The organism is Paraburkholderia panacisoli, assembly GCF_008369935.1.
In the GTDB taxonomy this organism is placed as follows: domain Bacteria; phylum Pseudomonadota; class Gammaproteobacteria; order Burkholderiales; family Burkholderiaceae; genus Paraburkholderia; species Paraburkholderia panacisoli.
In genome coordinates, this window is record NZ_VTUZ01000008.1 from 70,655 (window position 1) to 92,718 (window position 22,064).

The following is a 22,064-nucleotide window of genomic DNA, read 5'->3' on the forward strand; positions in this document are numbered from 1 at the left end:
TTGCTAGAATCGGGGCACCATATTGGAGAATCACCATGAAGCCGCTCCTTCCCGTCGCCGTTGCACTGGCCCTCGCCTTTGGCAACGCCGCGATGGCTGCCCAGCCTGTCGATGACGCTCCGCCTGCCGACGCGCCCCAGTCCGCCAATGAACGGGCCGGTCTGCCCGACCTGGAGAAGATCAATCGTCCGGCCGCCCAGGTCAGCTCGAAGGTCGAAATCAACGTGCCGCGCACGCCGAGCTTTTACGAGCGCAGCGGCAACGGCACTGAAATCACCGAATACCGCGACAAGGGCAAGCCGGTTGAAATCAACGTGCATTCGAATCTCGGCACGCGCTACCAGATGAGCGCGCCGCTCGACACGTCGCCCACCGTGCGCGACAACGGTCACCCAAGCACGCGCTATCCGTCGGTGAATCTGCACTATTGATGCCTGTCGAGTTGGCGGCCCGGTGTGGCCGCCGCGCTTCACACCCGATGCGGCCCCGCCCTGCCGCGTTCGCTGCGCGGCCTTGAGCGTCAGCGCTCAACACCGTTTTTCAGCGCCGCATTTGCCACATATCGCACTGGCCGCATCGCGCCAGCCCGACCAACCTGATCCGACGTTTCCCGCATGGCTGTCTTCACCGCTGTCAACGAACCCCAACTAGCAGAATGGATGCGTCACTACGATCTCGGCGATGTCGTCGAGTTTCGTGGCATCTCGTCCGGCATTGAAAACAGCAACTTCTTTCTGACGACGACGCGCGGCGAATACGTCCTGACGATTTTCGAAAAGCTGACTGCCGGGCAACTGCCGTTTTACCTCAACCTCATGCGCCACCTGGCCGCGCACCGCGTGCCGGTGCCGGACCCGATGCCGCGCGAGGACGGCGCGCTGTTCGGCATGCTGCTCGGCAAGCCCGCGGCCATCGTGACCAAGCTGGAAGGCGCGCCGGAGTTGTCGCCCGGCGTCGAGCACTGCATCGAAGTCGGGCAGATGCTGGCGCGCATGCACCTCGCCGGGCGCGACTACACGGGCTATCAGCCGAATCTGCGCAGCCTGCCGTGGTGGCAGGAAACCGTGCCGACCATCCTGCCGTTTCTGGAAGGCGCGCAGCGCGACCTGCTGTCGTCCGAACTTGCGCATCAGGAGGCCTTCTTCGCGTCCGCCGATTACGCCGCGCTGCCCGAGGGCCCCTGCCATGCCGATCTGTTTCGCGACAACGCGATGTTCGCGCACGCCGCGCCGGACACCGGCCATGAGGTGCGCCTCGGCGGATTCTTCGACTTCTATTTCGCCGGTTGCGACAAGTGGCTGTTCGACGTCGCGGTGACGGTCAACGACTGGTGTGTCGACCTCGCCACCGGCAAGCTGGACGATGCGCGCACCGAGGCCATGCTGCGCGCCTATCAGACCATGCGCCCGTTCACCCCCGAAGAGAACCGCCATTGGGGCGATATGCTGCGAGCGGGCGCGTACCGCTTCTGGGTCTCGCGCCTGTATGATTTTCATTTGCCACGCGCGGCCGAGTTGCTCAAGCCGCACGACCCCGGCCATTTCGAGCGCATTCTGCGCGAACGCCTGTCCGGCGTTGCACATCCAGGCATCCATACCCCATGCAACTGATCGAAGTCCCCGCGAAAACCGGCTACGTGTGGTTCCGGCAGGGTATCTGGCTGTTCCGCAAGAACCCGCTCGCATTCCTCACGCTGTTCTTCACCTATCTGCTGGTCATGACGCTCGTGTCGCAGATTCCGGTGATCGGCGGCGTGCTGCCGCTGGCGTTCATTCCGGGCGTCGCAGTCGGCTTTATGGCGGCGTGCCGCAACACGATCGCCGGCAAGCCGGTGTTCCCGACCATTCTGGTGGACGGCTTTCACTCGTACGGCCCTGTGGTCGCGAGGCGGCTGCTGGTGCTCGGCGTGCTGTATGTGGTCGCGATGGGGCTCGTGCTGGCCGGCTCGGCGCTCGCCGACGGCGGCATGCTGCTGAAGGTGATGCTCGGCGGCGGCGGCGCGATGGATCAGGAGGCGATTGCCAACAGCAATATTCCGCTCGCAGTGATCACGGCCCTCGTGATCTACATTCCGGTGGCCATGATCTTCTGGTTCTCGCCGATTCTCGTCGCGTGGCATGAAGTACCGCCCGTGAAGGCGATGTTCTTCAGCGTCGTCAGTTGCTGGCGCAATCGTGGCGCGTTCGTCGTGTTCGGCGCGCTGTGGTTCGCCGTTGCGGTAACGGTATCGATCGGCCTGTCGGCGCTGATGCAGGCGCTAGGCGCGGCCGACTTCGCGTTCGCGATCCTGATGCCCGCCACGATGATCGTCACGACCATGCTGTACTGCTCGTTCTACGCGACTTATCGCGGCTGCTTCGGCGTACAAACGCCCACGGCACCGGATCTGCCGACCACGCCGGCTGCTTGAATGCTGTTCAGGCGCGGGCGCCTTTCTGGCGCCCGCCCTCGTTTTCACGCACGGCGCTCGCCGTCCGCGTTTCGCCCGATCCCCATTAGCGCTCGTCAAGCCGCCGTGAATTGCGGCACAATGGTTTGTGCGCAATCCATTTGCACGCTCTTTTATGCGAGAAGCACCATGACCCAGCGCCCCGCTTTGCCCTTCACGCTCGACGAGCAACTCTGTTTCGCCCTCTATTCGACCTCGCTTGCCATGACGAAAGCGTACAAGCCGTTGCTCGAGAAACTGGGCCTCACGTATCCGCAATATCTGACGATGCTGGTGCTGTGGGAGGGCGACGACGTCACCGTCAAGGACATGGCCGCGCGCCTGAATCTCGACTCGGCGACGGTCACGCCGCTGCTCAAGCGCCTCGAAACGCAAGGCCTGCTGGAGCGCGTACGTGGCGTCGACGATGAGCGGCTCGTCTATATCCGGCTCACCAAGGCCGGTACGGCACTCAAGCGCCAAGCGCGCGAAGTGCCCGCGGAAATCCTCTGCGCAACCCAGCAGACGCCGGAATTCCTGCTGCGTCTGCGCGACGACCTGACCCGCCTGCGCGGCACGCTCAACGACTACATGGATCACTAGCCGGCCGGCCTGCCGCAAAAAGCAAGCTATCGTGCCGATACAAAAATTAGTTTGCACACAAATGATTTGTGTACTATCTTAACGACATGCCGCTCCTATAGCGCACCGCCAGAACGGCGGCAAGCAAACGGCGGCAAGCATGCAGACCCTGACAACCGCAGTCGATCCAGGACAACCCAGACAAGGAGCAACACCATGAACATCCTCTACAAAGCAAGCGCAACGAGCACCGGTGGCCGCGACGGCCGCGCCGTATCGTCGGACAATGCGTTGGACGTCAAGCTGGCCGCACCGCGTGAACTGGGCGGCAACGGCGCAGCGGGCACCAATCCGGAACAGCTGTTCGCGGCTGGCTACTCGGCGTGTTTCCTGAGCGCGATGAAATTCGTCGCCGGCCAGAAAAAGCAGACTTTGCCGGTCGACACCCAAGTGACCGCGGACGTGGGCATCGGTCCGAACGACAACGGCGGCTTCGCGCTCGACATCGACCTGCGCATCTCGCTGCCGGGCCTGCCCGCTGACGCGGCCAAGGAACTGGTCGACGCGGCGCATCAGGTGTGCCCGTATTCGAACGCGACTCGCAACAACGTCGCGGTGCGTCTGCAAGTTGCGTAAGCGGCAGTGTCGATGAAGCACCGATGAATCGCCGCAGCGGCGCGGCAGAACCGCCGCCCGCCGCGACCAGCGCCCGGACCCTGCACAATAGGGGCGGGCGCTGGTCCATTTGTGGACGCGGCACGCAATCTGCGACACCGGTCCGCACCGCCATCGCTTGCATCCTGCAACCTGCGGCGGCAAACCCCTCACCCCACCGCCCCCCTCGATGACACGCGTCCGACGCCTGAACGACACCTTCGACACCGGCCTGGTCTGGTTTCGCCGCGACCTGCGCAGCACGGACCACGCCGCGCTCTACTACGCGCTCAAACATTGCGAGCGCGTCTGGTGCACGTTCGTGTTCGATACGACGATCCTGCAACCGCTCGTCGACGCCTGGCAGGCCCGCCATCCGGACACCCAGGTGCGGGACCGCCGCATCGAATTCATTCTCGCGGCGCTGCGCGAACTGGATGACGCATTGCGCGCAAACGGCGGCGGCCTGATCGTGCTGTACGGCGATCCAGCCGACCTCGTGCCCAAGCTCGCCGATGAACTCGGCGTCGAAGCGGTATTCGCGAATCACGATTACGAGCCGGTCGCGATCGAGCGCGACGAGACAGTGCATCAGCGGCTCGCCGAAGCCGGGCGCCAGTGGCTGACGTTCAAAGATCAGGTGATTTTCGAGCGCAACGAAATATTGACCGGCCAAGGCAAGCCGTTCACCGTGTTCACCCCGTACAAGAACGCGTGGCTCAAGCAGGTGACAGCTTTCGATCTGAAGCCGTATCCGGTGGAAACCTACGCGAAGCACCTGGAAGCTCCGCCGCCGAAGCTGAACCGCCAGTTGCCGACGCTCGATCAACTCGGCTTCGCGCCGAGCAACCTCGCGGAGTTGGAGATGCCCACGGGCATGAGCGGCGCGCAACGTCTGCTCGACGACTTCACCACCCGCATCGAGAGCTACGCGGAGCGGCGCGACTTCCCCGCCGCCAGGGGCCCGAGCTATCTGTCGATGCATCTGCGCTTTGGCACGGTTTCGATCCGCACGCTCGCGCGCCTCGCCCACGAGATGTCGTTGCAGCCCGACGGACATGGTGCGGCCATCTGGCTGTCGGAACTCATCTGGCGGGATTTCTACTTCATGATCCTCGCGCACCATCCGCGCCTGGCGAGCGGCGCGTCGTTCAAGGAAGAGTACGACCGGCTGCGCTGGGAACGAGGCCCGGAGGCCGACGAGGCATTCGCCGCGTGGTGCGATGGCCGCACCGGCTACCCGCTCGTCGATGCCGCGATGCTGCAACTGAACCGCACTGGCTATATGCACAACCGTCTGCGGATGGTGACGGCGAGCTTTCTGGTGAAGGATCTGGGCGTGGACTGGCGGCTCGGCGAGCGCTACTTCGCCGAACAACTGAATGACTTCGACTTTTCGGCGAATAACGGTGGCTGGCAGTGGGCGGCGTCGACGGGATGCGACGCGCAGCCGTATTTCCGGATCTTCAACCCGATCAAGCAATCCGAGAAATTCGATCCCGAGGGTCGCTTCATCAAACGCTATTTGCCCGAACTTGCGAAGCTGCCGGCCAAATGGATTCACGCGCCGTGGCTGGCCGGCGCCGAGCGGCTCGCGGAATTCGATGTGGAGTTGGGTAAGGACTATCCAGAGCCAATTGTCGATCACGCCGAAGCGCGCGCACGCACGCTGGCCCGTTTCGGAAAGTGAGCGCTCGCTTACCTCATTTGATCGGAAACGTCAGAGGAAATGAAGACATGAAAAGGCGCCGCTTGCCGTCGCCGCTGGTGTTCTGTTTTTGACGCTGCCGGCCGCGTTCGCCGCGAGCCCCTTTCTGCCAGATGTCTGGTACACGGCGCCTGCAAAAGCGCGCGTTCAACCGCCGAACTGGGTGTTTTCCCCGGCTTGGGCAGTGCTCTATGAGCTGATGGCGATTTCCGCGTAGCGCGTGTGGAAACGAAAAGGCCTGAGCGCCGCGATCGTCTTGTGGGTCGTTCAGTTGCTGTTCAACGCAGCGTGGGATGTGGCTGTTTTTCGGCCTGCATCGGCTTGGCGTGGCGCCGGCCGATATCGTCATCCAGCTGGTTTTGATCGTCGCGCTGACGTTTGCATTCTGGCGACGGGACCGCTGGGCAGGCGCACTGCTGGTGCCCTATGTCGCTTGGGTGGCGTTCGCCGCAGTGCTGAAACACGCCCTGTGGCAATTGAATCCGGCTTTCTGAAGCCAGCGTGAACACTTCTCGATGACAGCTTGGGCGCATCGCCCCGAACACCGGCGTTTCACTACGCGCCGATGTCTTAGCTTGCTCAGCTTAGTGCTGGCTCATCCACGACGGTTGGCGGACATTGACGTCACGGTCCAGCTTGCGCATGCGGAATTCGAGATCGTACAGATCGGTAGCCTCGGCCAGGTAGGCGTCAGCGCGTTCTTTCGCGAGTTGGTCGGGCGACTTGGTCAGAAGCAGAAACAGGCGGCTAAGCAGGTACATGGTGAACCTCGGCAATGAATGTAGGCGCTAACGCCTAGGGATAACCCGCATTATAGGGAAAACCCTAGTATCACGCCACTGTTCATTTCGAAGTGTTGCTCCAATCTCGCCGTCAGCCTCAAGAAGCCGCAGCGGCGGCGCTTTCAGCGGTCCGGCTGGCGCCTGTGCGGCGTTGATGCTTGAAGAATTCCCACACCATCGCACTGGCGTCCGGACCTTTGGCGGAGTGAAACGGCACGGCGTCGTCGCCGCCGCTCCAGGCATGGGCGAGCCCCTGCACGCGGCACAGACGCACCACGCGCCGCCCGCTGCGCACGTGATCGCGCGTCACCACCCCGCCCTTGCGTTCTTCCCGCACTTCGCCGGATTTACGGGCGCCCTTAGCGTCGACGATCCGATTCAGGCGGAGAAATTGCACCGCCAACTGGTCCGCATTGACCGGCGCGACCACGTGATCGGCGTCGCCGTGGATGATGAGCGCCGGCATGCCGGGGTAGTTGGCCACGTCGACCACCTCGTCGGCGAGCGCGACCGGCTCGCGGCGAGCGCCGCGTCGCATCACGTCCATCGCGGTAATGCCCGAGCGGGCTTCGCCGAGAGCAGGGCCGGAATGCAGCGCGACTGCGGCGAAATGTCCCGGATATTTGACGGCCAGAAGCCCCGTCAGACCCGCCCCGGCGGAAATTCCGGCGACATACACGCGCTCGGGATCGAATCCGTGCTCCGCCACCAGCGCATCGACCAGCGACACCACCGCGAGCGCCTCGGCCCCGCCGGCGGTTTCACCCGCGTCGTACCAGTGCCAGCAGCGGTGCGAGTGCGCGTGTTTCGACTGCTCCGGATAAACCACCGCAAAACCGTAGCGATCCGCCAGCACGTTCATCCGCGTGCCTTCGGCAAATTCGTCGATCGATTGCGTGCAGCCGTGGAGCATCACGACCAGCGGCATCGCCTCGAGCGCATGACCCGACGGGACATACAAACCGTATTGAAGATGATTGACGAGCCGCCCCGGCGCTGCCGGCGCGGAATGGAACGAGCGGGTCCACGAACCGTTGGTCCACGCCGACGCGCGCGGGCGCACCCGCGACTCGCGGGCGGCGGTGCGCGGCACCTCGCGCTTCACAGGGGTGCGCAGCGCAGCCGCCGGCTTGACCGGATGGACCTTGGCGGACGGCTTGATGGTGGCGGCTCGCGGCGGCCGCGCCGTGATGCGCTTGGTGGTTTTTTGGGCGTGCTCGGTTTGAATGGCGAGCAGGCGCTTCAGACCGCGCAGCCAGATTTTCGATAGACTTTTTGCCATCGGCGAATGACCTCGCAAAAAGGGACAGGGTTGTTCGATAAAATACGCAGCGATGTTTCTTGTGCAATGCACAATAACATCAATCCGCATGCGATGCTGGCGTCCTGGAAAGGCACCCAAATCTAAATTTCCGCTGGGCGAGCCTCGAGGCTGCCGTGACGTCAAACGGCTGCAAGCCCGTTCGCGAGCCAATGTCTGCTGGCCGGCTCGGCGGCCAAATTGCGTCGCGCGCGGCGAGACCGCAGTGCCACACCCGTCTATACTGGCGGTTGAATCAATGGATGCGCGGGCCTACGCAGTCGACGCTTCGCGCCGTGCGCGCGTTGATTTCTTCACCAACCTGATGCTACGCGACCTGGGGTCGCATTTACTCCTGCCATGCCCGATTTACCTCTTCATCTCTGGTATTCGATCACGAGTCTCGGCGGAGCCGGCATGACGCTGCCGCTCGCGTTCGCCATCGCCCTCTGGCTGGCGCTCGGCTACTCGTGGCGCATGGCGGCGGGCTGGCTGCTGCTGCTCGGCGCGGCCATCGGGATCGTCACCGTGACCAAGCTGGCGTTTCTCGGCTGGGGTGTCGGCGTGCGCGAGCTGGATTTCACCGGCGTCAGCGGCCATGCCATGCTGTCTACCGCCGTCTATCCGGTCGCTTTGTTCCTGATGCTGCTGCCGGCGCGTCCGCCGATTCGTCTGCTCGGCGTTTTGCTCGGGCTGGCTGCGGGTATCGCCGTGGGTTTGTCGCGCGTCGTTTTGAGCGCTCACTCGCCGTCCGAGGCCGTCACCGGTTGCTTGACCGGTGCGCTGGCCGCATTGCTGTTCGTGCGCATGGCGTGGAATACCGAGCCGGGCCGTCTGTCGGCGTTACCCGTCGCCGTCAGCATGCTGGTTCTTGCCGTGTTGATGCACGGCGTGCACGTGCCGACCCAGCGCTGGGTCACGCACCTCGCGCTGAAGGTGTCCGGTCACGACAGGCCGTTCATCCGCGCTAAATGGAAGGCGGTGCGCGATGTCCGCCCGGCCGCGATCGAGCCCCTCTCGCAGACGCTCAATACGCTCGCGCCGCCGCAAACGTCCAAAGTCTGACGCGTTTGCGCTGCTTCACGAACGCTTCATTAGCGTAGCTGAATCATCATGAGTATCGTTATATCCTTTCATATATTACGATAGGCGTTTTAACCCGCCGCGCCGGTCCATGCCGGCCTTCCAGGCCCTCATGACCCTTTCCCGCCGCCTTCTTAAAAGCGCGCTGTGCGTCGCCAGTGCGCTGTCCGTCGCCCTCAGCGTGAATGCGCGTGCCGACGAACTCGTGGTCTCCGCCGCCGCCAGCCTGACCAACGCGTTCAAGGCGGCCAGCGAAGTCTTCGAGCAGCAGCATCCGGGCACCAAGGTGCTGCTGAATTTCGGCGCCTCCGACGTGCTGATGCAGCAAATCGTCAAAGGCGCGCCCGCCGATGTATTCGCGTCCGCGGATCAGAAGGCGATGGACAAAGCCGCCGCCGAAAAGGTAATCGTGCCGGCCTCGCGCCGCGACTTCGCCGCCAATTCGCTGGTGCTGATCGTACCGGCCGACAGCCATTTCGCACCGGCTGGACTGAGCGATCTGACGTCGGCGAACGTGAAACGGGTCGCGTTCGGCGATCCGGCTTCGGTGCCGGTCGGCCGCTATACGCAGGGCGCGCTGCAGGCCGCCGGCGTGTGGGACGCGGTGAGCGCGAAGGCCGTGCTGGCGTCGAACGTGCGTCAGAGCCTCGACTACGTGGCGCGCGGCGAGGTCGACGCCGGCTTCGTGTTCAGCACCGACGCCGCAGTCATGCCGGACAAGGTCAAGGTCGCGCTGAACGTGCCGACGCAAACGCCGATTACGTATCCGATCGCCCAGGTCGAAGGCAGCCGTCACGCCGCCGACGCCCAGGCGTTCATGAACTTCGTGCTTTCGCCGGCTGGCCAGGCGGTGCTCGCGAATTACGGCTTCAAGCCCGCGCACTAACGCGCATTGACGTCACCGGGATCGCGCACGCTCATGCAACAGGCCTGGATTCCGCTCCTTCTGTCGTTGAAAGTGGCGGGCTGGGCCACTGCGCTCAATCTGGTGTTCGGGGTCGCGGCGGGCTTCGGTTTGTCGCGCTGGCGCTCCGGCGCGCGCGACGTAATCGATTCGCTGCTGATGCTGCCGCTCGTGCTGCCGCCCACGGTGCTCGGCTACTACCTACTCGTGCTGCTCGGGCGGCGCGGCGTGATCGGCGCGTGGCTCGACCGCTTCGATATCCAGTTGGTGTTCACGTGGCAGGGCGCGGTGATCGCGTCGACGGTGGTGGCGTTTCCTTTGGTGCTGAAATCGGCGCGCGCCGCCTTCGAATCCGTCGATCCGCAACTCGAGCGGGCCGCACGCACGCTCGGCGTCAGTGAAACAGCGGTGTTCTTTCGCGTGACCCTGCCGCTCGCCACGCGCGGCATTCTCGCCGGCGGCCTGCTGGCGTTCGCGCGCGCGCTCGGCGAATTCGGCGCGACGCTGATGATCGCGGGCAATCTGCCGGGCCGTACGCAGACGCTCTCGGTGGCGGTCTATTCGGCCGTGCAGGCCGGCGACGACAGCACCGCGAATTTCCTCGTGCTCGTGACCTCGGTGACGTGCGTCGTGATCCTGCTGCTCGCGGGCCGTCTGGTGCCGCAGCACACGCTGTTGAGTTCGCGCTGACATGCCGCTCGCCGTCGACATCCGCAAGACCTTCGAGAGCGCCGAGCGCCGCTTCACGCTCGACGTCTCGTTCAGAGCGACCACGCAACGCGTCGTGCTGTTCGGGCCGTCCGGCGCGGGCAAGAGCCTGACCTTGCAGGCGATTGCCGGCCTCTTGCGCCCCGACGAAGGCGCGATCACGCTGCATGGCGACGCGCTGTTCGACAGCGTGCGCGGCGTCGATCTGAAACCGCAGGCGCGCAAGATCGCCTACCTGTTCCAGGACTACGCGCTGTTTCCGCATCTGAACGTGCGGCAAAACATCGGCTTTGGCTTGCAGCGAGGCTGGCTCAATCCGCGCACGCGGCATGCGCATCCGCAAGTCGACTACTGGCTCGACGCGCTGGAACTGAAGAGCGTCGCGGGCAATCATCCGGTGCAGTTGTCGGGCGGACAGAAGCAGCGCGTGGCGCTGGCGCGGGCGCTCGTCGCGCAACCCCGCCTGCTGTTGCTGGACGAACCCTTTTCCGCACTCGACAGCGCATTGCGCCAGCGCATGCGCAACGAGCTGTCGGAGCTGCAAACGCGGCTCGATATCCCGATGGTGTTGATCACGCACGATCCCGAGGATGTCGCCGCGTTCGGCGATCAGGTCGTGCAAGTCAGCGATGGCTGCGTGCGCGAGAATCAGCCGTTCGCCGGCTACGCGCCGAGCGCGCCCTGACCTGGACGGGCGCGCGGCGCTGGTCGGCGTCCGCTTATGCCGCCCGCGTCTGTCCAGCGCTCAGTCCTTCACCCCGAGTATCACGCTCGACGCCTTGAACGCGGCGACAGCGTTCGAGCCTTCCGCGAGACCGAGCGCATCGACACTCTCATTGGTGACGACCGCGGTCACGACCGCGCCGCCTGCGAGCGCCAGCGATACCTCGGCATTCACAGCGCCGCGCTTCACGCTCTGCACGGTGCCGCGCAACTGGTTGCGCGCCGACAGCCTGAGCGGCGCGCCGCTTGCGTCCTCGATGAGCAGCACGACCCACGACGCCTTGATCAACGCGAATGCCGCCGCGCCTTCGACGAGCCCCAGCGTCTCGGTGCTTTCATGCGTGAGCACGGCGACGATCGTGTGGCCGCCGGGCAGCGTCAGCGAGACTTCGTCGTTGACCGTGCCGCGCGTGATCGTCGACACCTTGCCGTAGAACTGGTTGCGCGCGCTGGTCTTTACGCCGATGCGGCCGATCAGATCCCAATCCGTCGCGAAACCTTCGATTGCCGCGCCCGCACGTTCGAGAAAACGCCGATGCTCGCGCTCGACCGCGCGAAACGTCTCGATCAACTTCTCCGCGCGCGGCGTGAGCGTGGTGCCGCCACCGCCTTTGCCGCCGGTCAGACGCACGACGAGCGGCTCGCCGGCGAGGTTGTTCATCGTGTCGACGGCGTCCCACGCGCCTTTGTAGCTCATGCCGACCGCTTTCGCCGCGCTGGTGATCGAGCCGGTCTCGCGGATCGCCGCGAGCAGCGCGATCCGCGACGCGCCGCCGAGCGTCCGCGCGCCGGCCTGAAACCAGACGGAGCCGCCGAGTTCGAGGGATTCGTTGTGAGGATCGGTGTGGTCGGATGTCATGGCAAGAAGCGCTCGAAGATCCAGCAAAGGACAGCGAATCATTATAACGACGCGAACGCGAGCTACCGCGCGCTCGCCCGCCGCGCGTCGCCGGCTGCGAAAACCGATAAACGGATAGATGGGATACTTTCAGCTCGACGCTTCGAACACTTCGCCCTTTGCATTTTTCGGCACGACCGGCCGCGGCAGGTTCGCCGCAACTTCAACAAGGAGCAGCACAGTGAACATCGATCTATCGGGCAATACCGCCATCGTCAGCGCATCCACGGCGGGCATCGGACTGGCGATCGCCACCGGCATTGCCGCAGCGGGCGCGCGGACCATCGTCAACGGACGCAAACAGGAGGCGGTGGACCGCGCCATCGAAACCATCCGCCAGTCAGCGCCGCAGGCGAGCTTGCAGGGATTCGCCGGCGACCTCGGCACGCGCGAGGGCTGCGACGCGCTGGCGCAAGCCGTGCCGCAAGCGGACATCCTCGTGAACAACCTCGGCGTTTTCGGACCCGGCGACCTTTTCTCCACCGGGGACGATGACTGGGAGCGCTACTTCCGGATTAACGTGATGTCGGGCGTGCGGCTCACGCGCCACTACCTGAAGGGGATGATGGAGCGCAAGTGGGGGCGCGTCGTGTTCATCTCGTCGGAGTCGGGGTTGAATATTCCGGCGGACATGCTCGCGTACGGTTTCTCGAAGACGGCGCAGTTGAGCATCGCGCGCGGCATCGCCAAGCAGGCGGCAGGCAGCGGTGTGACGGTGAATGCCGTGCTGCCCGGACCGACACTGTCGGACGGCTTGCGCGCGATGGTCGAGGACACCGCGAAGGAGCAGGGCAAAACCGTCGAACAGGTCGCCACTGAATTCGTGCGGGAACATCGCAGCAGTTCGATCATCCAGCGGGCGGCCACCACTGAGGAAGTGGCGAACATGGTCGTGTACGTCTGCTCGCCGCAGGCCTCGGCGACCACGGGCGCGGCGCTGCGCGTGGACGGCGGAGTGGTCGATACGATTGCGTGACGGGTGGGCGCTTTTCTGAGGAACTGAGGGCGGCGGGCGCGACCATTGTCGATGCTCGCCCCGCCGTTTCGTTAGCAGAACACGCTACCCTCGCGGCGTTCACACCGCGTACTGCGCAATCCCGTTGCCGAATGACCAGTTCTCCTTCTCCACCTCGACGAGATTGATGAACACATCCTCTCGTCGCAGCCCCGGCGACTCCGCCAGCTCGTCGACGATCCGCCGATACAGCGCCTTCTTCTGGTCGATCGTGCGCGTATTGCTCACCGTGAGCTGGATCACGACGAAATCGTCGCTGCGCTCGATGTCCAGATACTGCCTGTTGTAGATCAGATTGCCGGCCTCGTGTTCGGTGATCAGCACGAACTGGTCGTCCTTCGGCACGTTGAACGTGTCCACCAGCGAGCGCTGGATGCCATCGGTCAACGCCTTCAGGTATTCGGCCGGCTTGCCGGCGCGCAATGCGATTCGGGTGAGCGGCATGATGAAACTCCTTGGTTGCGGGTGATGAGACAACCACAGCATAGGCGCGCTCATTCATAATAAACAGATATCACCCGATATTTCATCTATATTCAAATGAAATGAAAGTTCTCGATCTCGATGCGGTGCGGGCCTTCGTGCTGGTCGCCGACCTGCGCAGTTTCACGCGCGCCGCGGACGCGCTCGATACCACGCAATCGGCCGTCAGCCTGAAACTCAAGCGGCTGGAAGCGCATCTGGGCAAGCAGTTGCTGGAGCGCACGCCGCGCGTCGTGCGTCTTTCCGTCGACGGCAATGCGTTTCTCGGCGCCGCGCGCGAGTTGCTGAACGCGCACGAACGCGCGCTGGGTTCGCTGTCGCTGGAGCGGCGGCGCCTCGTGCTGGGGCTCAGCGAGCATGTCGCGGGGCCTGATTTGCCGCAGCTGCTCGGCCGGCTCAACGCGCACGATCCGGGTCTGGTGGTCGAATTGCACATGGGGACGTCGGCGGCGCTGCTGGCGCAATTCGACGAGCGCCGGTTCGACGCGGTGATCATCCGCTATGGCGCCGACGAACCGCCGCGCGACGACGCGCGAGTACTGTTCAGCGAACCGCTCGGCTGGCTGGCGACGCCGGCGTGGTTGCCGAGGGTCGGCGAGCCGCTGGCGCTGGCGCTGCTGAGTCCGCCGTGCAACGTACGCGACATTGCGCTGCGCACGCTGACTGAAGCGGGGATTGCGTGGCAGGAGGTGTTCGTCGGCGGTGGCGTGGCGGCGGTCGGCGCGGCGGTCGCGGCGGGGCTGGCCGTGTCACCGCTGGCGCGCAGGGTCGCGCCGCGCGGCTTGCTCGATGTCGGCGCGCGGCTGGGCTTGCCGGCGCTACCGGAGTCGCGTGTCACGTTGCATTCGCGGGTGAGGGACCCGCGCTCGATGGAGACCTTGCGGTTGGTGGCGAATGGGTTGGCAAGCGCCTGAAGCTGTCGGAAGTGAAGCCAGCCCACGCGGCCTCTAGTGCGCCGCCGCGCAGCAAGCCCTGAGGCCAACTCGCTGCACGAGCCAGGTTCAGTGGATGATCGGCGGCAGCGAACCGCTGCTGGCAGTGGCCGGATTCGTGGCTGCGTCGGCCGAACCGGCGCTAACGTTTGCGGACATGGCCGACGCATTCGCGCTACGCACCGTAGCAGGTTTCGCCGCGACCTTGGTCACGTGCGAGTGAGCGGCGCGCGACTGGGCGAGATCAGCGTGCACGACCTTGCCCTGCCCGGGCTTGCTCCGGACAAGCTGCGCATGCGGCTTTCCGGTCTGCGCCATCACGGCGGCTTTCGCCTTGGGCTTGTTCGCCGTAGCGGGCGCCTTGGCGCCGCGCGTCGCTCCGCCCTTCGCCGCGACCTTCTTCACGCCGCCATGAGCCGCCAATTTGCTGCCATGCCCCGCTCCCGCCGCCGCCATTCGCGGCGCCCCGTGCCCAGCGTTTGCCCCATGCTTCGACGCCGCCTTCGACCCGGCCTTGACACCCGCGCCCGGCTTCTTCGTTGCATGCTTCGCCACATGGCCGCTCGCCTCGGGCGGATTCCAGACTTCCGCATAGCCCGCCGCCATCGCCGCTTCCGACACACACCACACGGCGAGCGCCGCTGCCATTACTCGAATCCCCATCTCCTGCTTCTCCTGATCTTCGCCTGCATAACGAGCCGGGGATTATATTCCCTTGCAATAATCCACATTTAGACTAATATCACTTTCAAGTACACATAGGGACTTATCCGTCATGGCTCACGCTGCCCGCCTCAACCCACCCGAAGCGCCGATTCGCCGGCCGATTTCGGAACCTACGTTTTCGGAAATGTCGGCGGCGGGATTGCGCGCGTTCTTCAACATCGCGGAAGACTGGGACCTGAACGCCGACGAGCAGATCAAGCTGCTCGGCTCACCGGGCCGTTCCACCTTCTTCAACTGGAAGAAGACGCCTGAAACGGCCCGCCTCGGGCGTGACACGCTCGAGCGCTTGTCGCTGCTGCTCGGCATTTACAAAGCGTTGCAAATTCTGTTGCCGCAGCCCAACGCCGCCGATACCTGGATCAAGCGCCCCAACAGCGCGCCGCCGTTCGGCGGCCGCCGCGCACTGGACCGCATGCTGGCGGGCAACATCAGCGATCTCGTGGCCGTGCGCCAGTATCTCGACGCGATGCGAGGCGGATGGGCGTGACACAACCGCATTGGCAGGACCGCTGGCCCACCACGCAGCTCGACTGGTCGCCCGCGTATCGTGTGATTCCTACGCGCTTTCCGGCCGTCAATCTGTTCGACCGGGTCGCCTCGCCCGAAGACTTCGATGCGCTATACGCGCTAGAAGCGATGACCAACGACCGGCTGCGCACCGAAATCGGCGAACTCGATCTGGTGCCGCGCGAAGAGCGCCGCTTCGGCCCCGGCTATGGACCGATCATGGCCGCGCTGACGCATCTGAATCCGCTCGGCAGCCGCTTTTCCGATGGCGCTTACGGCGTGTTCTATTGCGCCCGCTCGCGCGCCACCGCGATTGCCGAGACGCGCTATCACACCGGGAAATTTCTGGCAGCGACCGCCGAGCCGCCGATGCGCCAGCAAATGCGTCTCTACACGGTGGCCGCGCAAGGCAACGTGGTCGATCTGCGTGACGACCCTTCGCTCGATCTCGCGGTGCTGTCGCCGGACGATTATCTGGCGGGTCAATCGCTCGGCCGCGCGGTGCGCGAGGCGGGTGCGCCGGGCATCGCGTATCCGTCGGTGCGCGATGCCGGAGGCGAGTGTCTGGCGGCGTTCCGCACCACGTTGCTGCGCGACTGCCACCACGCGGCGTATCTGGAATACAACTGGAATGGCACGAAGGTGGACATCGTGTTCGAACTCAGCCAGGTCGGCTGATGAACAGGATGAACGAGCACGGCAATGGGTGCGCCGAAGGACGCGCTCAGGGTAAAGCCAGCGCCGCCGCCCCTTCGGCACGCGCCTCGTCGACCGAAATCGACCAGCGCAGCAACGCCTGGGGCTGCACGATCGTCAGCTTGCCGCCGGGGCCGAACGCGCCGGTGTCGATGAAGACCTGCGAACCGATCTGCTTGATGTCGCGCATCGGCGTATGGCCGCAATAGGTCAGCGAAAGCCCGCGTTGCCGCGCCGGATCGGAGTTGCCCACCGCCAGGTCGCGTCCCCAGAGCATCCGCTCACGGGTTTCCGCCGAGAAATTGCCGGCGTCGAGATCGGCGTCGGTGCCGAAAAATTCGGCATGCAGAATGTTGAAGCGCTCCTTCCCACTACCGACCACGCGCGCGAGCGGCAATGTCTGCAGACGTGCCGCGTACTGCCGCAAGCGTTCGTTGGGCACGTTCACGGCCCATGCGCCGCCAATCCCAATCCACCACTCACGCCGCAAACGTCCGTCGACGACCGCGCACAGCGTGTCTTCGTGATTGCCGAGCACGGGGAAGAACCACGGCTTGTCGAGCAGCGTCAGCGCCTGCTCGGAATGCTCGCCGCGATCGACCAGATCGCCGACCGAAAAAAGTCGGTCGCACGCCGGATCGAACGCGATCAGGCGCAGCAGATAGCGCAATGCATCGACGCAGCCGTGCAGATCACCGACCACAAAGTCGCGGCCGATCGCATTGGCGGCATGATGTTGGACGGGGTTGACGAGTACGGAAGCCATCTTGTCATGATAATGCTGCGCCCGCGGGTGCGTATGCGGGGTGCCTATCGTATCCTGGCTTCTTGCAAAGCAAAAACGACGCGAAACTACGCAAAACGGGTGTGTTTCGGGGGTGCCTTTACCGGAAACACACCGCCTTCGCGATGACTATTGCTGCGTGGGCTACGGCGTGCGCAGCTTGCCGACCTGCTCGGCCGTCACCGTCGACTGCGGATTACCGAACTGCCGGGTCACATAGTTGGTGATGGCGGCCACCTGTTCGTCGGTGAGCTGGCTGCCGAATGCAGGCATCAGCACGTCCGCATGCGCGGTCGTGCGGCTTACGCCGTGCAGAATTACCAGCGCCAGATTGCTGGCGTCGCTCGCGCCGACCGTCGAGTTGTGGATCAGCGACGGATACGCGCCCGGCGCACTCGCGCCCACGCCCTGGCCCGTCCAGCTATGGCAGGTCGCGCAATTGGCCACGAAGAGCTGCGCGCCGTTCACCCCGTGGATCGCGGTGCCGCGCAACGCGGTGACGTCGTCGGCGGGATTGCCCCACTGATGGCGCGGGCGCGACTCGCCGCCGCTCACCGGCGGCACCGTGCGCAGATACGTGACGATCGAACGCAGATCGAACGGGGTCATGTACTGCGTGCTGTCGGCGACCACTTCGCCCATCGGGCCGGCCGCATTCGCGCGGCCCGCCGCCGCGCCGGTCGCCAGATACGTGGCAAGCTCGTCATTGCTCCAGTCGCCCACGCCGCTGATCTTGTCCGGCGTGATGTTGAACGCATGCCAGCCGGCCTGCACCGCGCCGGAGAAACGCGCGCTCGATTTCAACCCCTGCATGAAATTGCGCGGCGTATGGCACTCCTCGCAATGCGCAAGTCCCGTTACCAGATACGCGCCGCGATTCCACTCGGCGCTTTGCTTTGGATCGGGAACGAAGCGGGCTTCGGTGAAATTGAACAGGTTCCACAGCGCCATCAGCCAGCGCTGATTGAACGGGAACTTCAGGCTATTGGCCGGCGGCGTGTAATGGATCGGCGTGAGCGTGTTCAGGTACGCGCGAATGGCGAGCACGTCCTGCTCGGTGACGCGCGTGTACTCGGCGTACGGAAAGGCCGGGTAGAGCCGCTCGCCGCCTTTGCCGATGCCCTCGTGCATCGCGCGCAGAAAATCGGCGTCGCTCCATTGGCCGATGCCGGTGTCCGGATCGGGCGTGATGTTTGGCGTCACGATGGTGCCGAACGGCGTGTCGATCGGCAGCCCGCCCGCGAACGGACGCGACTTGTCCGCCGTGTGGCAGGCGGCGCAATCGCCGACTCGTGCGAGGTATTCGCCGCGCTTGACCAGAGCGCTGCGGTTCGCGCCGGCTGGCATTGCCGCGGCGCCGGCCGGTTGTGACGCGGCGTCGGCGCGGGCTTGCGTGATCGGTAGTTCGTCGGTCGGGCGAGCGTCCGGGCCGTTCGCCTCATGCCAGGCGACATACAGCGCGGCCAGCGAGAACGCCGCCGCCAGCGCCGCTACCCCGATGCGGCGGCGGCGCGTGGTCGGCACGAGCGCGATATCCGGCGGCACGCGAGAGGTGTTCTTCTTCATGGTGGCTCTCCGATCGGGGCTCAGATTTCGCGCTTGAGCTTGTCGGCCAGTTTCAGCGACAAGGCCGCGATCGTCAGCGTGCAATTCACCGAGGCCGCCGTCGGCATCACGCCGCTGCTGGCGATGAACAGATTCGAATGATCGTGTGTGCGGCAGTCCGCATCCACCACCGAATCCGCCGGGTCGCCGCCCATGATCGTGGTGCCCATGATGTGGTTGTTGGGCGCGAAGGTGTCGTCGAACGAGATCTCCGTGCCGCCGAACAGCGCCGCGATGCGCGCATACAGTTCGTGCGTATCGGCGGCGCTTTTCTTCACATAGTCGTTGATCGAGTAATAGATCTCGGGTTGTGGAATGCCGAGCGCGTCCTTGTGATCCGCCGACGGCACCACGCGATTGTGCGGCTCCGCCAGATGCTCGTGGAAGCTGTTGATGTTCAGCGTGCGCGATGCGCGATCGCGAATCTGCCGGTCGAGCTCTGCGCCGGTGAGGCCTTTTTTCAGCAGATCAGCGGTCACGCTCATGGTTGGCACGCCATTTGACAGATGCAGCTTCTTCGCCGCGTAGTCGGAACGGAACGCGCCGTCGCGGAAGTTGACGATCGACGTCATCTCCATCGGCCCGCGGCCCGGCCACAGCGGCTCGTTGGCGAGGAATGCGACGCCCGTGCCGGGATGATCCATCAGATTGCGGCCCACCTGATCGGAGCTATTGCCGACGCCGTGCGGGAATTTATCGGAGGTCGACATCAGCATCAGCTTCGGCGTTTCGATGCCGTTGGCGGCGAGCACAAACAGCTTGCCGCTCACGCGCGTGCTATTGCCGCTCGGATCCTTGTAATGGACCGCCGTGATGAGCCCTTTGTTGTCCGCTTCGACGCGGTACACCACCGCTTCGGGGATCAGCTTCGCGCCAGCCTGCTCGGCCTTCTCCGCATGCACGACGCCGTTGTACATAGCGGCGATCGGACAGATCGGCATGCAATTGTTGTTGCCGCAGCAGGTGGGCCGCGCATCGTAGGGACGGCTGTTGCGCGCCACAGGCTCCGGCACGACCTTGAAGCCCTGTGCGTTGAGCACATCGCTGAAGCGCTGATCCATGTACGACAGCGGCAGCTGGCTCATCGGATAAGGCTTCGAGCGCGGCGAACCGAGATCGATGGAGCTGTCCGGCCCGGACACGCCGAGTTGCACTTCGGCCGCCGAATACCACGGCTCCAGCGTCTCATACGGATACGGCCAGTCGCGCCCCACGCCATACAGCTTGTGCAACTGGAAGTCCGTCGGCAGCAGCCGCCACGCGGCGGCGGCCCAGTGCCAGGTCGTGCCGCCCACGAGCCGCACATATTGCGAGTTGTACGGATAGTCGCCCTTCTGGATCAGATAGTTGTTGGCGGGCGCGTACTCGGGATGCGGCGCATAAGGCGTCGACGGATACGGTGTCGCGAAGTCCGCCTTGGCCGGCGAGTTCCGGAAGTTCTCGACGATCTGCCAGCGCGGGATACGCGGCCCGGCTTCGAGCAGGATCACCGACGCACCGGCCAGCGCCAGCTGATGCGCGACCAGTCCGCCCGCGACGCCCGAGCCGACCACCACGACATCGGCCGAATTTGTGTTTGCCATGGCTGCCCTCTTCCCATACACGATGGTTGTGCCGGCTTATCGTTGCTTGCTGTATCGCGTGGCGGCGCGTCATCGAACGGCTCCCTCGGACGATACGGCACGCGAGAGGAACGTCGTTCAGGCGCTCAACGGCTTGTGCGTCCAGTAGAACGGCACGTCGCGGCAATAGGACGGAACGGTCAGCACGTCCTTGACGGGTTCGAACATCAACGCTTTTTCATACGCGACCACGTCCACATGCGGCATGTCGCCGACGAGGCCGAGATACCACGCGCGCATGATCGCGCTCACGGCTTTCGCGAGCGCCGGCTGCTCGGCCTGCAAAGCCTGCGTGACGGTATCGGACGGCACGCCGCCGTGACCTTGCAGCCACGTGTTGAGCGCGGCCACGTTCTGCGTGAACTGGCTGTCGGATTTGGCGAGGGCGTCGTACACGCGTTTGCCGAGTACGGTGTCGAAGCCGCTGCGGCCGGTGAGACGCTGCGAGAGCGCGAGGAAGGCGTCGAGTCCACCGCCTGCGGGCGGCGCGTCGGCGAAGGCCGAGGCGATCCACGAGAGCGGACGGCCAGCGCCGGCAAACGCTAGCGCCGCGGCGGCGGCGCATGCACCGAGCACCCATGCTCTGCGCGAAGCGGACAACGCGGCGGAACGTGAAAACAGCGATGAAGGCGAAGCGGATGACGACAATCCGGCCGGATGCGTCACTGCATGGTGCGCATCGCGGTCCTCTGGAACATCTGTCATGGGGACTCCAGATGGTGAGTCATTCTCAACTAGCAGCGCCGCGCCGGCGTGACGCTGTTCGCGCGCTGCTTCGATTGCTCTTCCCCAAACCTGGTCTGACGCCGCTCGAGCGGTCTTACGTGCGCAATGCGCGGTGTGCGCCTGCTGCCGATGCGAGACGCATTACAGCTTGCCCATCACTGCCTTGCGATGGCCTTCATAGAGCGATGCGGCCCGTCGCCTGCCAATCGCCTTTCAACTGAAAGCGGCGCGCAAGGCCGCTGCGCAAGACTATAGCTTGTGATCCGCCGATTCGACAAATGCTCACCGAAGCGCAAGTAGAATCCGTGACACCCATGTCGCTCACTCCACGCTCACTCCCGGTTCCATGCTCACGAAATACTATCCGCAGGTTCTTCGCAATCGGCCGCGCACGATGCTTGGCCTCGTTGTCGGCAGCGTGGTCACGCTGCTGGTGCCTTGGCATGTCAGCACGATAGCGCGCGCGCTAATCGGCTGGGACGCCGCCGTCTGGAGCTACCTGTTGATGATCTGGGTGCACATGGCCCTCGCCGACGAACATCGGGTCCGCGAATACGCGCTACGTGACGATGAAAACGCGGGCGTCGTGCTCTTCGTGATCTGTGTCGCGACCATTGCGAGCATTGCGGCGATCGTGCTGGAACTGGCATCGGCGAAAGGGACCGCTGGGGCGTCGAGTGCAGGGCATTATCTGCTGACTGGTTTCACGATGATCGGCGCCTGGTTTCTGATTCCGACCATCTTCACGCTGCACTACGCGCGGCTCCACTACGATGCCGACGCCGCAGAGACCGCCCTGCTGTTTCCCGATCACAAGCTCCAGCCGAACTACTGGGACTTCCTGTATTTCTCGTTCACCATCGCGGTGGCTTCGCAAACCTCGGATGTGGTATTGCGCTCGCGTTCGATTCGCCGTGCCGCGCTCGCGCAGTCCATCCTGTCGTTTTATTTCAACGTCGCCGTCCTGGGCTTGTGCGTGAACATCGCCGCGGGCCTGCTGGGGTCATAGCGCTACCAGCCCGCACAGGGCCGCTCGCCAGTTCGCCTTTTGCGGTCATCACGCCGCCTCGCCCGCGCCCGTTGTAAAACCCGCACGACGCCCGCCCCCCGTTTTACACATGAGAGCGGCGTGATCATGCCGAAATCTTCTCGTCGATCCCCGGCCCGCTTGCCTTCAGGGCACCCGCCCGCGCTCCCA

The 22,064-nt window shown here is 64.6% G+C and carries 26 protein-coding genes; 17 read left to right on the forward strand and 9 right to left on the reverse strand.

Going from position 1 to position 22,064, the window contains the following annotated elements; genetic code table 11:
- Nucleotides 1-35 precede the first annotated feature (35 nt).
- The 8 genes from FVF58_RS14055 (at nt 36) to FVF58_RS54165 (ending at nt 5,866) form a co-directional block, all read left to right on the forward strand.
- The gene (locus FVF58_RS14055) at nt 36-431 is read left to right on the forward strand and encodes a hypothetical protein (RefSeq protein WP_149670517.1); all 396 of its coding nucleotides are present in this window, start codon (nt 36-38) and stop codon (nt 429-431) included.
- A gap of 183 nt (nt 432-614) precedes the next feature.
- Complete coding sequence (locus FVF58_RS14060) at nt 615-1,610, forward strand: homoserine kinase (RefSeq protein WP_149670518.1); 996 nt, start codon at nt 615-617, stop codon at nt 1,608-1,610.
- Nucleotides 1,601-2,410, forward strand: a complete 810-nt coding sequence (locus tag FVF58_RS14065; protein WP_149670519.1) for a BPSS1780 family membrane protein — start codon at nt 1,601-1,603, stop codon at nt 2,408-2,410. The genes FVF58_RS14060 and FVF58_RS14065 overlap by 10 nt, the downstream gene beginning before the upstream one ends.
- A 168-nt stretch (nt 2,411-2,578) precedes the next feature.
- Complete coding sequence (locus FVF58_RS14070) at nt 2,579-3,031, forward strand: MarR family winged helix-turn-helix transcriptional regulator (protein ID WP_149670520.1); 453 nt, start codon at nt 2,579-2,581, stop codon at nt 3,029-3,031.
- Between the two features lie 195 nt (nt 3,032-3,226).
- Nucleotides 3,227-3,646 carry an organic hydroperoxide resistance protein gene (locus FVF58_RS14075; RefSeq protein WP_149670521.1) on the forward strand — a complete coding sequence of 140 codons (420 nt, stop codon included), beginning with the start codon at nt 3,227-3,229 and terminating at the stop codon, nt 3,644-3,646.
- Between the two features lie 208 nt (nt 3,647-3,854).
- The gene (locus tag FVF58_RS14080; RefSeq protein ID WP_149670522.1) at nt 3,855-5,354 is read left to right on the forward strand and encodes a cryptochrome/photolyase family protein; all 1,500 of its coding nucleotides are present in this window, start codon (nt 3,855-3,857) and stop codon (nt 5,352-5,354) included.
- An 88-nt stretch (nt 5,355-5,442) separates the two neighbouring features.
- Complete coding sequence (locus FVF58_RS54160; RefSeq protein WP_281291201.1) at nt 5,443-5,589, forward strand: tryptophan-rich sensory protein; 147 nt, start codon at nt 5,443-5,445, stop codon at nt 5,587-5,589.
- Between the two features lie 76 nt (nt 5,590-5,665).
- On the forward strand, nt 5,666-5,866 hold the full coding sequence (locus tag FVF58_RS54165; protein WP_281291202.1) for a tryptophan-rich sensory protein: 201 nt from the start codon (nt 5,666-5,668) through the stop codon (nt 5,864-5,866).
- 90 nt (nt 5,867-5,956) lie between these two features.
- On the opposite strand, the gene FVF58_RS14090 is transcribed toward FVF58_RS54165, so the two are convergent.
- Nucleotides 5,957-6,133 (reverse strand): DUF3563 family protein, encoded by a 177-nt coding sequence (locus FVF58_RS14090; RefSeq protein ID WP_149670523.1) that lies wholly within the window; start codon nt 6,131-6,133, stop codon nt 5,957-5,959.
- A gap of 118 nt (nt 6,134-6,251) precedes the next feature.
- Nucleotides 6,252-7,436 carry an extracellular catalytic domain type 1 short-chain-length polyhydroxyalkanoate depolymerase gene (locus FVF58_RS14095; RefSeq protein WP_149670524.1) on the reverse strand — a complete coding sequence of 395 codons (1,185 nt, stop codon included), beginning with the start codon at nt 7,434-7,436 and terminating at the stop codon, nt 6,252-6,254.
- 378 nt (nt 7,437-7,814) lie between these two features.
- On the opposite strand from FVF58_RS14095, the gene FVF58_RS14100 reads away from it, so the two are divergent.
- The 4 genes from FVF58_RS14100 (at nt 7,815) to FVF58_RS14115 (ending at nt 10,834) form a co-directional block, all read left to right on the forward strand.
- A complete protein-coding gene (locus FVF58_RS14100; protein ID WP_149670525.1) occupies nt 7,815-8,519 on the forward strand; it encodes a phosphatase PAP2 family protein in 705 nt (234 codons plus the stop codon).
- Nucleotides 8,520-8,649: 130 nt separating this feature from the next.
- The gene (gene modA / locus FVF58_RS14105) at nt 8,650-9,423 is read left to right on the forward strand and encodes a molybdate ABC transporter substrate-binding protein (RefSeq protein ID WP_149670526.1); all 774 of its coding nucleotides are present in this window, start codon (nt 8,650-8,652) and stop codon (nt 9,421-9,423) included.
- Nucleotides 9,424-9,456: 33 nt separating this feature from the next.
- Nucleotides 9,457-10,131, forward strand: coding sequence for a molybdate ABC transporter permease subunit (gene modB / locus FVF58_RS14110; protein ID WP_149670527.1), 675 nt, complete (start codon nt 9,457-9,459; stop codon nt 10,129-10,131).
- Between the two features lies 1 nt (nt 10,132).
- Nucleotides 10,133-10,834 carry an ATP-binding cassette domain-containing protein gene (locus FVF58_RS14115; RefSeq protein ID WP_149670528.1) on the forward strand — a complete coding sequence of 234 codons (702 nt, stop codon included), beginning with the start codon at nt 10,133-10,135 and terminating at the stop codon, nt 10,832-10,834.
- Nucleotides 10,835-10,894: 60 nt separating this feature from the next.
- Here FVF58_RS14115 and FVF58_RS14120 read toward each other — a convergent pair whose 3' ends face one another.
- On the reverse strand, nt 10,895-11,731 hold the full coding sequence (locus FVF58_RS14120) for a TOBE domain-containing protein (RefSeq protein ID WP_149670529.1): 837 nt from the start codon (nt 11,729-11,731) through the stop codon (nt 10,895-10,897).
- Between the two features lie 220 nt (nt 11,732-11,951).
- Between FVF58_RS14120 and FVF58_RS14125 the strand changes: the two genes are divergently transcribed.
- On the forward strand, nt 11,952-12,746 hold the full coding sequence (locus tag FVF58_RS14125; RefSeq protein WP_149670530.1) for an SDR family NAD(P)-dependent oxidoreductase: 795 nt from the start codon (nt 11,952-11,954) through the stop codon (nt 12,744-12,746).
- A 99-nt stretch (nt 12,747-12,845) separates the two neighbouring features.
- Here FVF58_RS14125 and FVF58_RS14130 read toward each other — a convergent pair whose 3' ends face one another.
- The gene (locus tag FVF58_RS14130) at nt 12,846-13,229 is read right to left on the reverse strand and encodes a tautomerase family protein (RefSeq protein WP_149670531.1); all 384 of its coding nucleotides are present in this window, start codon (nt 13,227-13,229) and stop codon (nt 12,846-12,848) included.
- 101 nt (nt 13,230-13,330) lie between these two features.
- On the opposite strand from FVF58_RS14130, the gene FVF58_RS14135 reads away from it, so the two are divergent.
- On the forward strand, nt 13,331-14,182 hold the full coding sequence (locus FVF58_RS14135; protein ID WP_149670532.1) for a LysR family transcriptional regulator: 852 nt from the start codon (nt 13,331-13,333) through the stop codon (nt 14,180-14,182).
- Nucleotides 14,183-14,269: 87 nt separating this feature from the next.
- Here FVF58_RS14135 and FVF58_RS14140 read toward each other — a convergent pair whose 3' ends face one another.
- On the reverse strand, nt 14,270-14,863 hold the full coding sequence (locus FVF58_RS14140) for a hypothetical protein (RefSeq protein ID WP_149670533.1): 594 nt from the start codon (nt 14,861-14,863) through the stop codon (nt 14,270-14,272).
- Between the two features lie 112 nt (nt 14,864-14,975).
- Here FVF58_RS14140 and FVF58_RS14145 point away from each other — a divergent pair, with 112 nt between their 5' ends.
- Together FVF58_RS14145 and FVF58_RS14150 are read left to right on the forward strand one after the other, a co-directional pair.
- Nucleotides 14,976-15,413 carry an MbcA/ParS/Xre antitoxin family protein gene (locus FVF58_RS14145; RefSeq protein ID WP_149670534.1) on the forward strand — a complete coding sequence of 146 codons (438 nt, stop codon included), beginning with the start codon at nt 14,976-14,978 and terminating at the stop codon, nt 15,411-15,413.
- Nucleotides 15,410-16,111 (forward strand): RES family NAD+ phosphorylase, encoded by a 702-nt coding sequence (locus FVF58_RS14150; protein WP_149670535.1) that lies wholly within the window; start codon nt 15,410-15,412, stop codon nt 16,109-16,111. Before FVF58_RS14145 ends, FVF58_RS14150 begins: the two co-directional genes overlap by 4 nt.
- A 46-nt stretch (nt 16,112-16,157) precedes the next feature.
- On the opposite strand, the gene FVF58_RS14155 is transcribed toward FVF58_RS14150, so the two are convergent.
- From FVF58_RS14155 to FVF58_RS14170, 4 genes are all read right to left on the reverse strand, one after another.
- Nucleotides 16,158-16,895 (reverse strand): metallophosphoesterase, encoded by a 738-nt coding sequence (locus FVF58_RS14155; protein ID WP_149670536.1) that lies wholly within the window; start codon nt 16,893-16,895, stop codon nt 16,158-16,160.
- 162 nt (nt 16,896-17,057) lie between these two features.
- On the reverse strand, nt 17,058-18,479 hold the full coding sequence (locus FVF58_RS14160; protein WP_149670537.1) for a cytochrome c: 1,422 nt from the start codon (nt 18,477-18,479) through the stop codon (nt 17,058-17,060).
- Nucleotides 18,480-18,499: 20 nt separating this feature from the next.
- Nucleotides 18,500-20,101, reverse strand: coding sequence for a GMC family oxidoreductase (locus FVF58_RS14165; protein WP_149670538.1), 1,602 nt, complete (start codon nt 20,099-20,101; stop codon nt 18,500-18,502).
- A gap of 117 nt (nt 20,102-20,218) precedes the next feature.
- Nucleotides 20,219-20,845 carry a sugar dehydrogenase complex small subunit gene (locus tag FVF58_RS14170; protein ID WP_149670539.1) on the reverse strand — a complete coding sequence of 209 codons (627 nt, stop codon included), beginning with the start codon at nt 20,843-20,845 and terminating at the stop codon, nt 20,219-20,221.
- A gap of 367 nt (nt 20,846-21,212) precedes the next feature.
- Here FVF58_RS14170 and FVF58_RS14175 point away from each other — a divergent pair, with 367 nt between their 5' ends.
- Nucleotides 21,213-21,875, forward strand: coding sequence for a DUF1345 domain-containing protein (locus FVF58_RS14175; protein WP_149670540.1), 663 nt, complete (start codon nt 21,213-21,215; stop codon nt 21,873-21,875).
- Nucleotides 21,876-22,064: the final 189 nt, after the last annotated feature.

What these genes read in the sequence shown, in the direction of transcription:
- FVF58_RS14055 (WP_149670517.1), top strand. Translation starts at nt 36, where the DNA reads ATGAAGCCGCTCCTTCCCGTCGCCGTTGCACTGGCCCTCGCCTTTGGC.
- FVF58_RS14060 (WP_149670518.1), top strand. Translation starts at nt 615, where the DNA reads ATGGCTGTCTTCACCGCTGTCAACGAACCCCAACTAGCAGAATGGATG.
- FVF58_RS14065 (WP_149670519.1), top strand. Translation starts at nt 1,601, where the DNA reads ATGCAACTGATCGAAGTCCCCGCGAAAACCGGCTACGTGTGGTTCCGG.
- FVF58_RS14070 (WP_149670520.1), top strand. Translation starts at nt 2,579, where the DNA reads ATGACCCAGCGCCCCGCTTTGCCCTTCACGCTCGACGAGCAACTCTGT.
- FVF58_RS14075 (WP_149670521.1), top strand. Translation starts at nt 3,227, where the DNA reads ATGAACATCCTCTACAAAGCAAGCGCAACGAGCACCGGTGGCCGCGAC.
- FVF58_RS14080 (WP_149670522.1), top strand. Translation starts at nt 3,855, where the DNA reads ATGACACGCGTCCGACGCCTGAACGACACCTTCGACACCGGCCTGGTC.
- FVF58_RS54165 (WP_281291202.1), top strand. Translation starts at nt 5,666, where the DNA reads ATGTGGCTGTTTTTCGGCCTGCATCGGCTTGGCGTGGCGCCGGCCGAT.
- FVF58_RS14090 (WP_149670523.1), bottom strand. Translation starts at nt 6,133, where the DNA reads ATGTACCTGCTTAGCCGCCTGTTTCTGCTTCTGACCAAGTCGCCCGAC.
- FVF58_RS14095 (WP_149670524.1), bottom strand. Translation starts at nt 7,436, where the DNA reads ATGGCAAAAAGTCTATCGAAAATCTGGCTGCGCGGTCTGAAGCGCCTG.
- FVF58_RS14100 (WP_149670525.1), top strand. Translation starts at nt 7,815, where the DNA reads ATGCCCGATTTACCTCTTCATCTCTGGTATTCGATCACGAGTCTCGGC.
- modA (WP_149670526.1), top strand. Translation starts at nt 8,650, where the DNA reads ATGACCCTTTCCCGCCGCCTTCTTAAAAGCGCGCTGTGCGTCGCCAGT.
- modB (WP_149670527.1), top strand. Translation starts at nt 9,457, where the DNA reads ATGCAACAGGCCTGGATTCCGCTCCTTCTGTCGTTGAAAGTGGCGGGC.
- FVF58_RS14115 (WP_149670528.1), top strand. Translation starts at nt 10,133, where the DNA reads ATGCCGCTCGCCGTCGACATCCGCAAGACCTTCGAGAGCGCCGAGCGC.
- FVF58_RS14120 (WP_149670529.1), bottom strand. Translation starts at nt 11,731, where the DNA reads ATGACATCCGACCACACCGATCCTCACAACGAATCCCTCGAACTCGGC.
- FVF58_RS14130 (WP_149670531.1), bottom strand. Translation starts at nt 13,229, where the DNA reads ATGCCGCTCACCCGAATCGCATTGCGCGCCGGCAAGCCGGCCGAATAC.
- FVF58_RS14135 (WP_149670532.1), top strand. Translation starts at nt 13,331, where the DNA reads ATGAAAGTTCTCGATCTCGATGCGGTGCGGGCCTTCGTGCTGGTCGCC.
- FVF58_RS14140 (WP_149670533.1), bottom strand. Translation starts at nt 14,863, where the DNA reads ATGGGGATTCGAGTAATGGCAGCGGCGCTCGCCGTGTGGTGTGTGTCG.
- FVF58_RS14145 (WP_149670534.1), top strand. Translation starts at nt 14,976, where the DNA reads ATGGCTCACGCTGCCCGCCTCAACCCACCCGAAGCGCCGATTCGCCGG.
- FVF58_RS14155 (WP_149670536.1), bottom strand. Translation starts at nt 16,895, where the DNA reads ATGGCTTCCGTACTCGTCAACCCCGTCCAACATCATGCCGCCAATGCG.
- FVF58_RS14160 (WP_149670537.1), bottom strand. Translation starts at nt 18,479, where the DNA reads ATGAAGAAGAACACCTCTCGCGTGCCGCCGGATATCGCGCTCGTGCCG.
- FVF58_RS14165 (WP_149670538.1), bottom strand. Translation starts at nt 20,101, where the DNA reads ATGGCAAACACAAATTCGGCCGATGTCGTGGTGGTCGGCTCGGGCGTC.
- FVF58_RS14170 (WP_149670539.1), bottom strand. Translation starts at nt 20,845, where the DNA reads ATGACAGATGTTCCAGAGGACCGCGATGCGCACCATGCAGTGACGCAT.
- FVF58_RS14175 (WP_149670540.1), top strand. Translation starts at nt 21,213, where the DNA reads ATGCTCACGAAATACTATCCGCAGGTTCTTCGCAATCGGCCGCGCACG.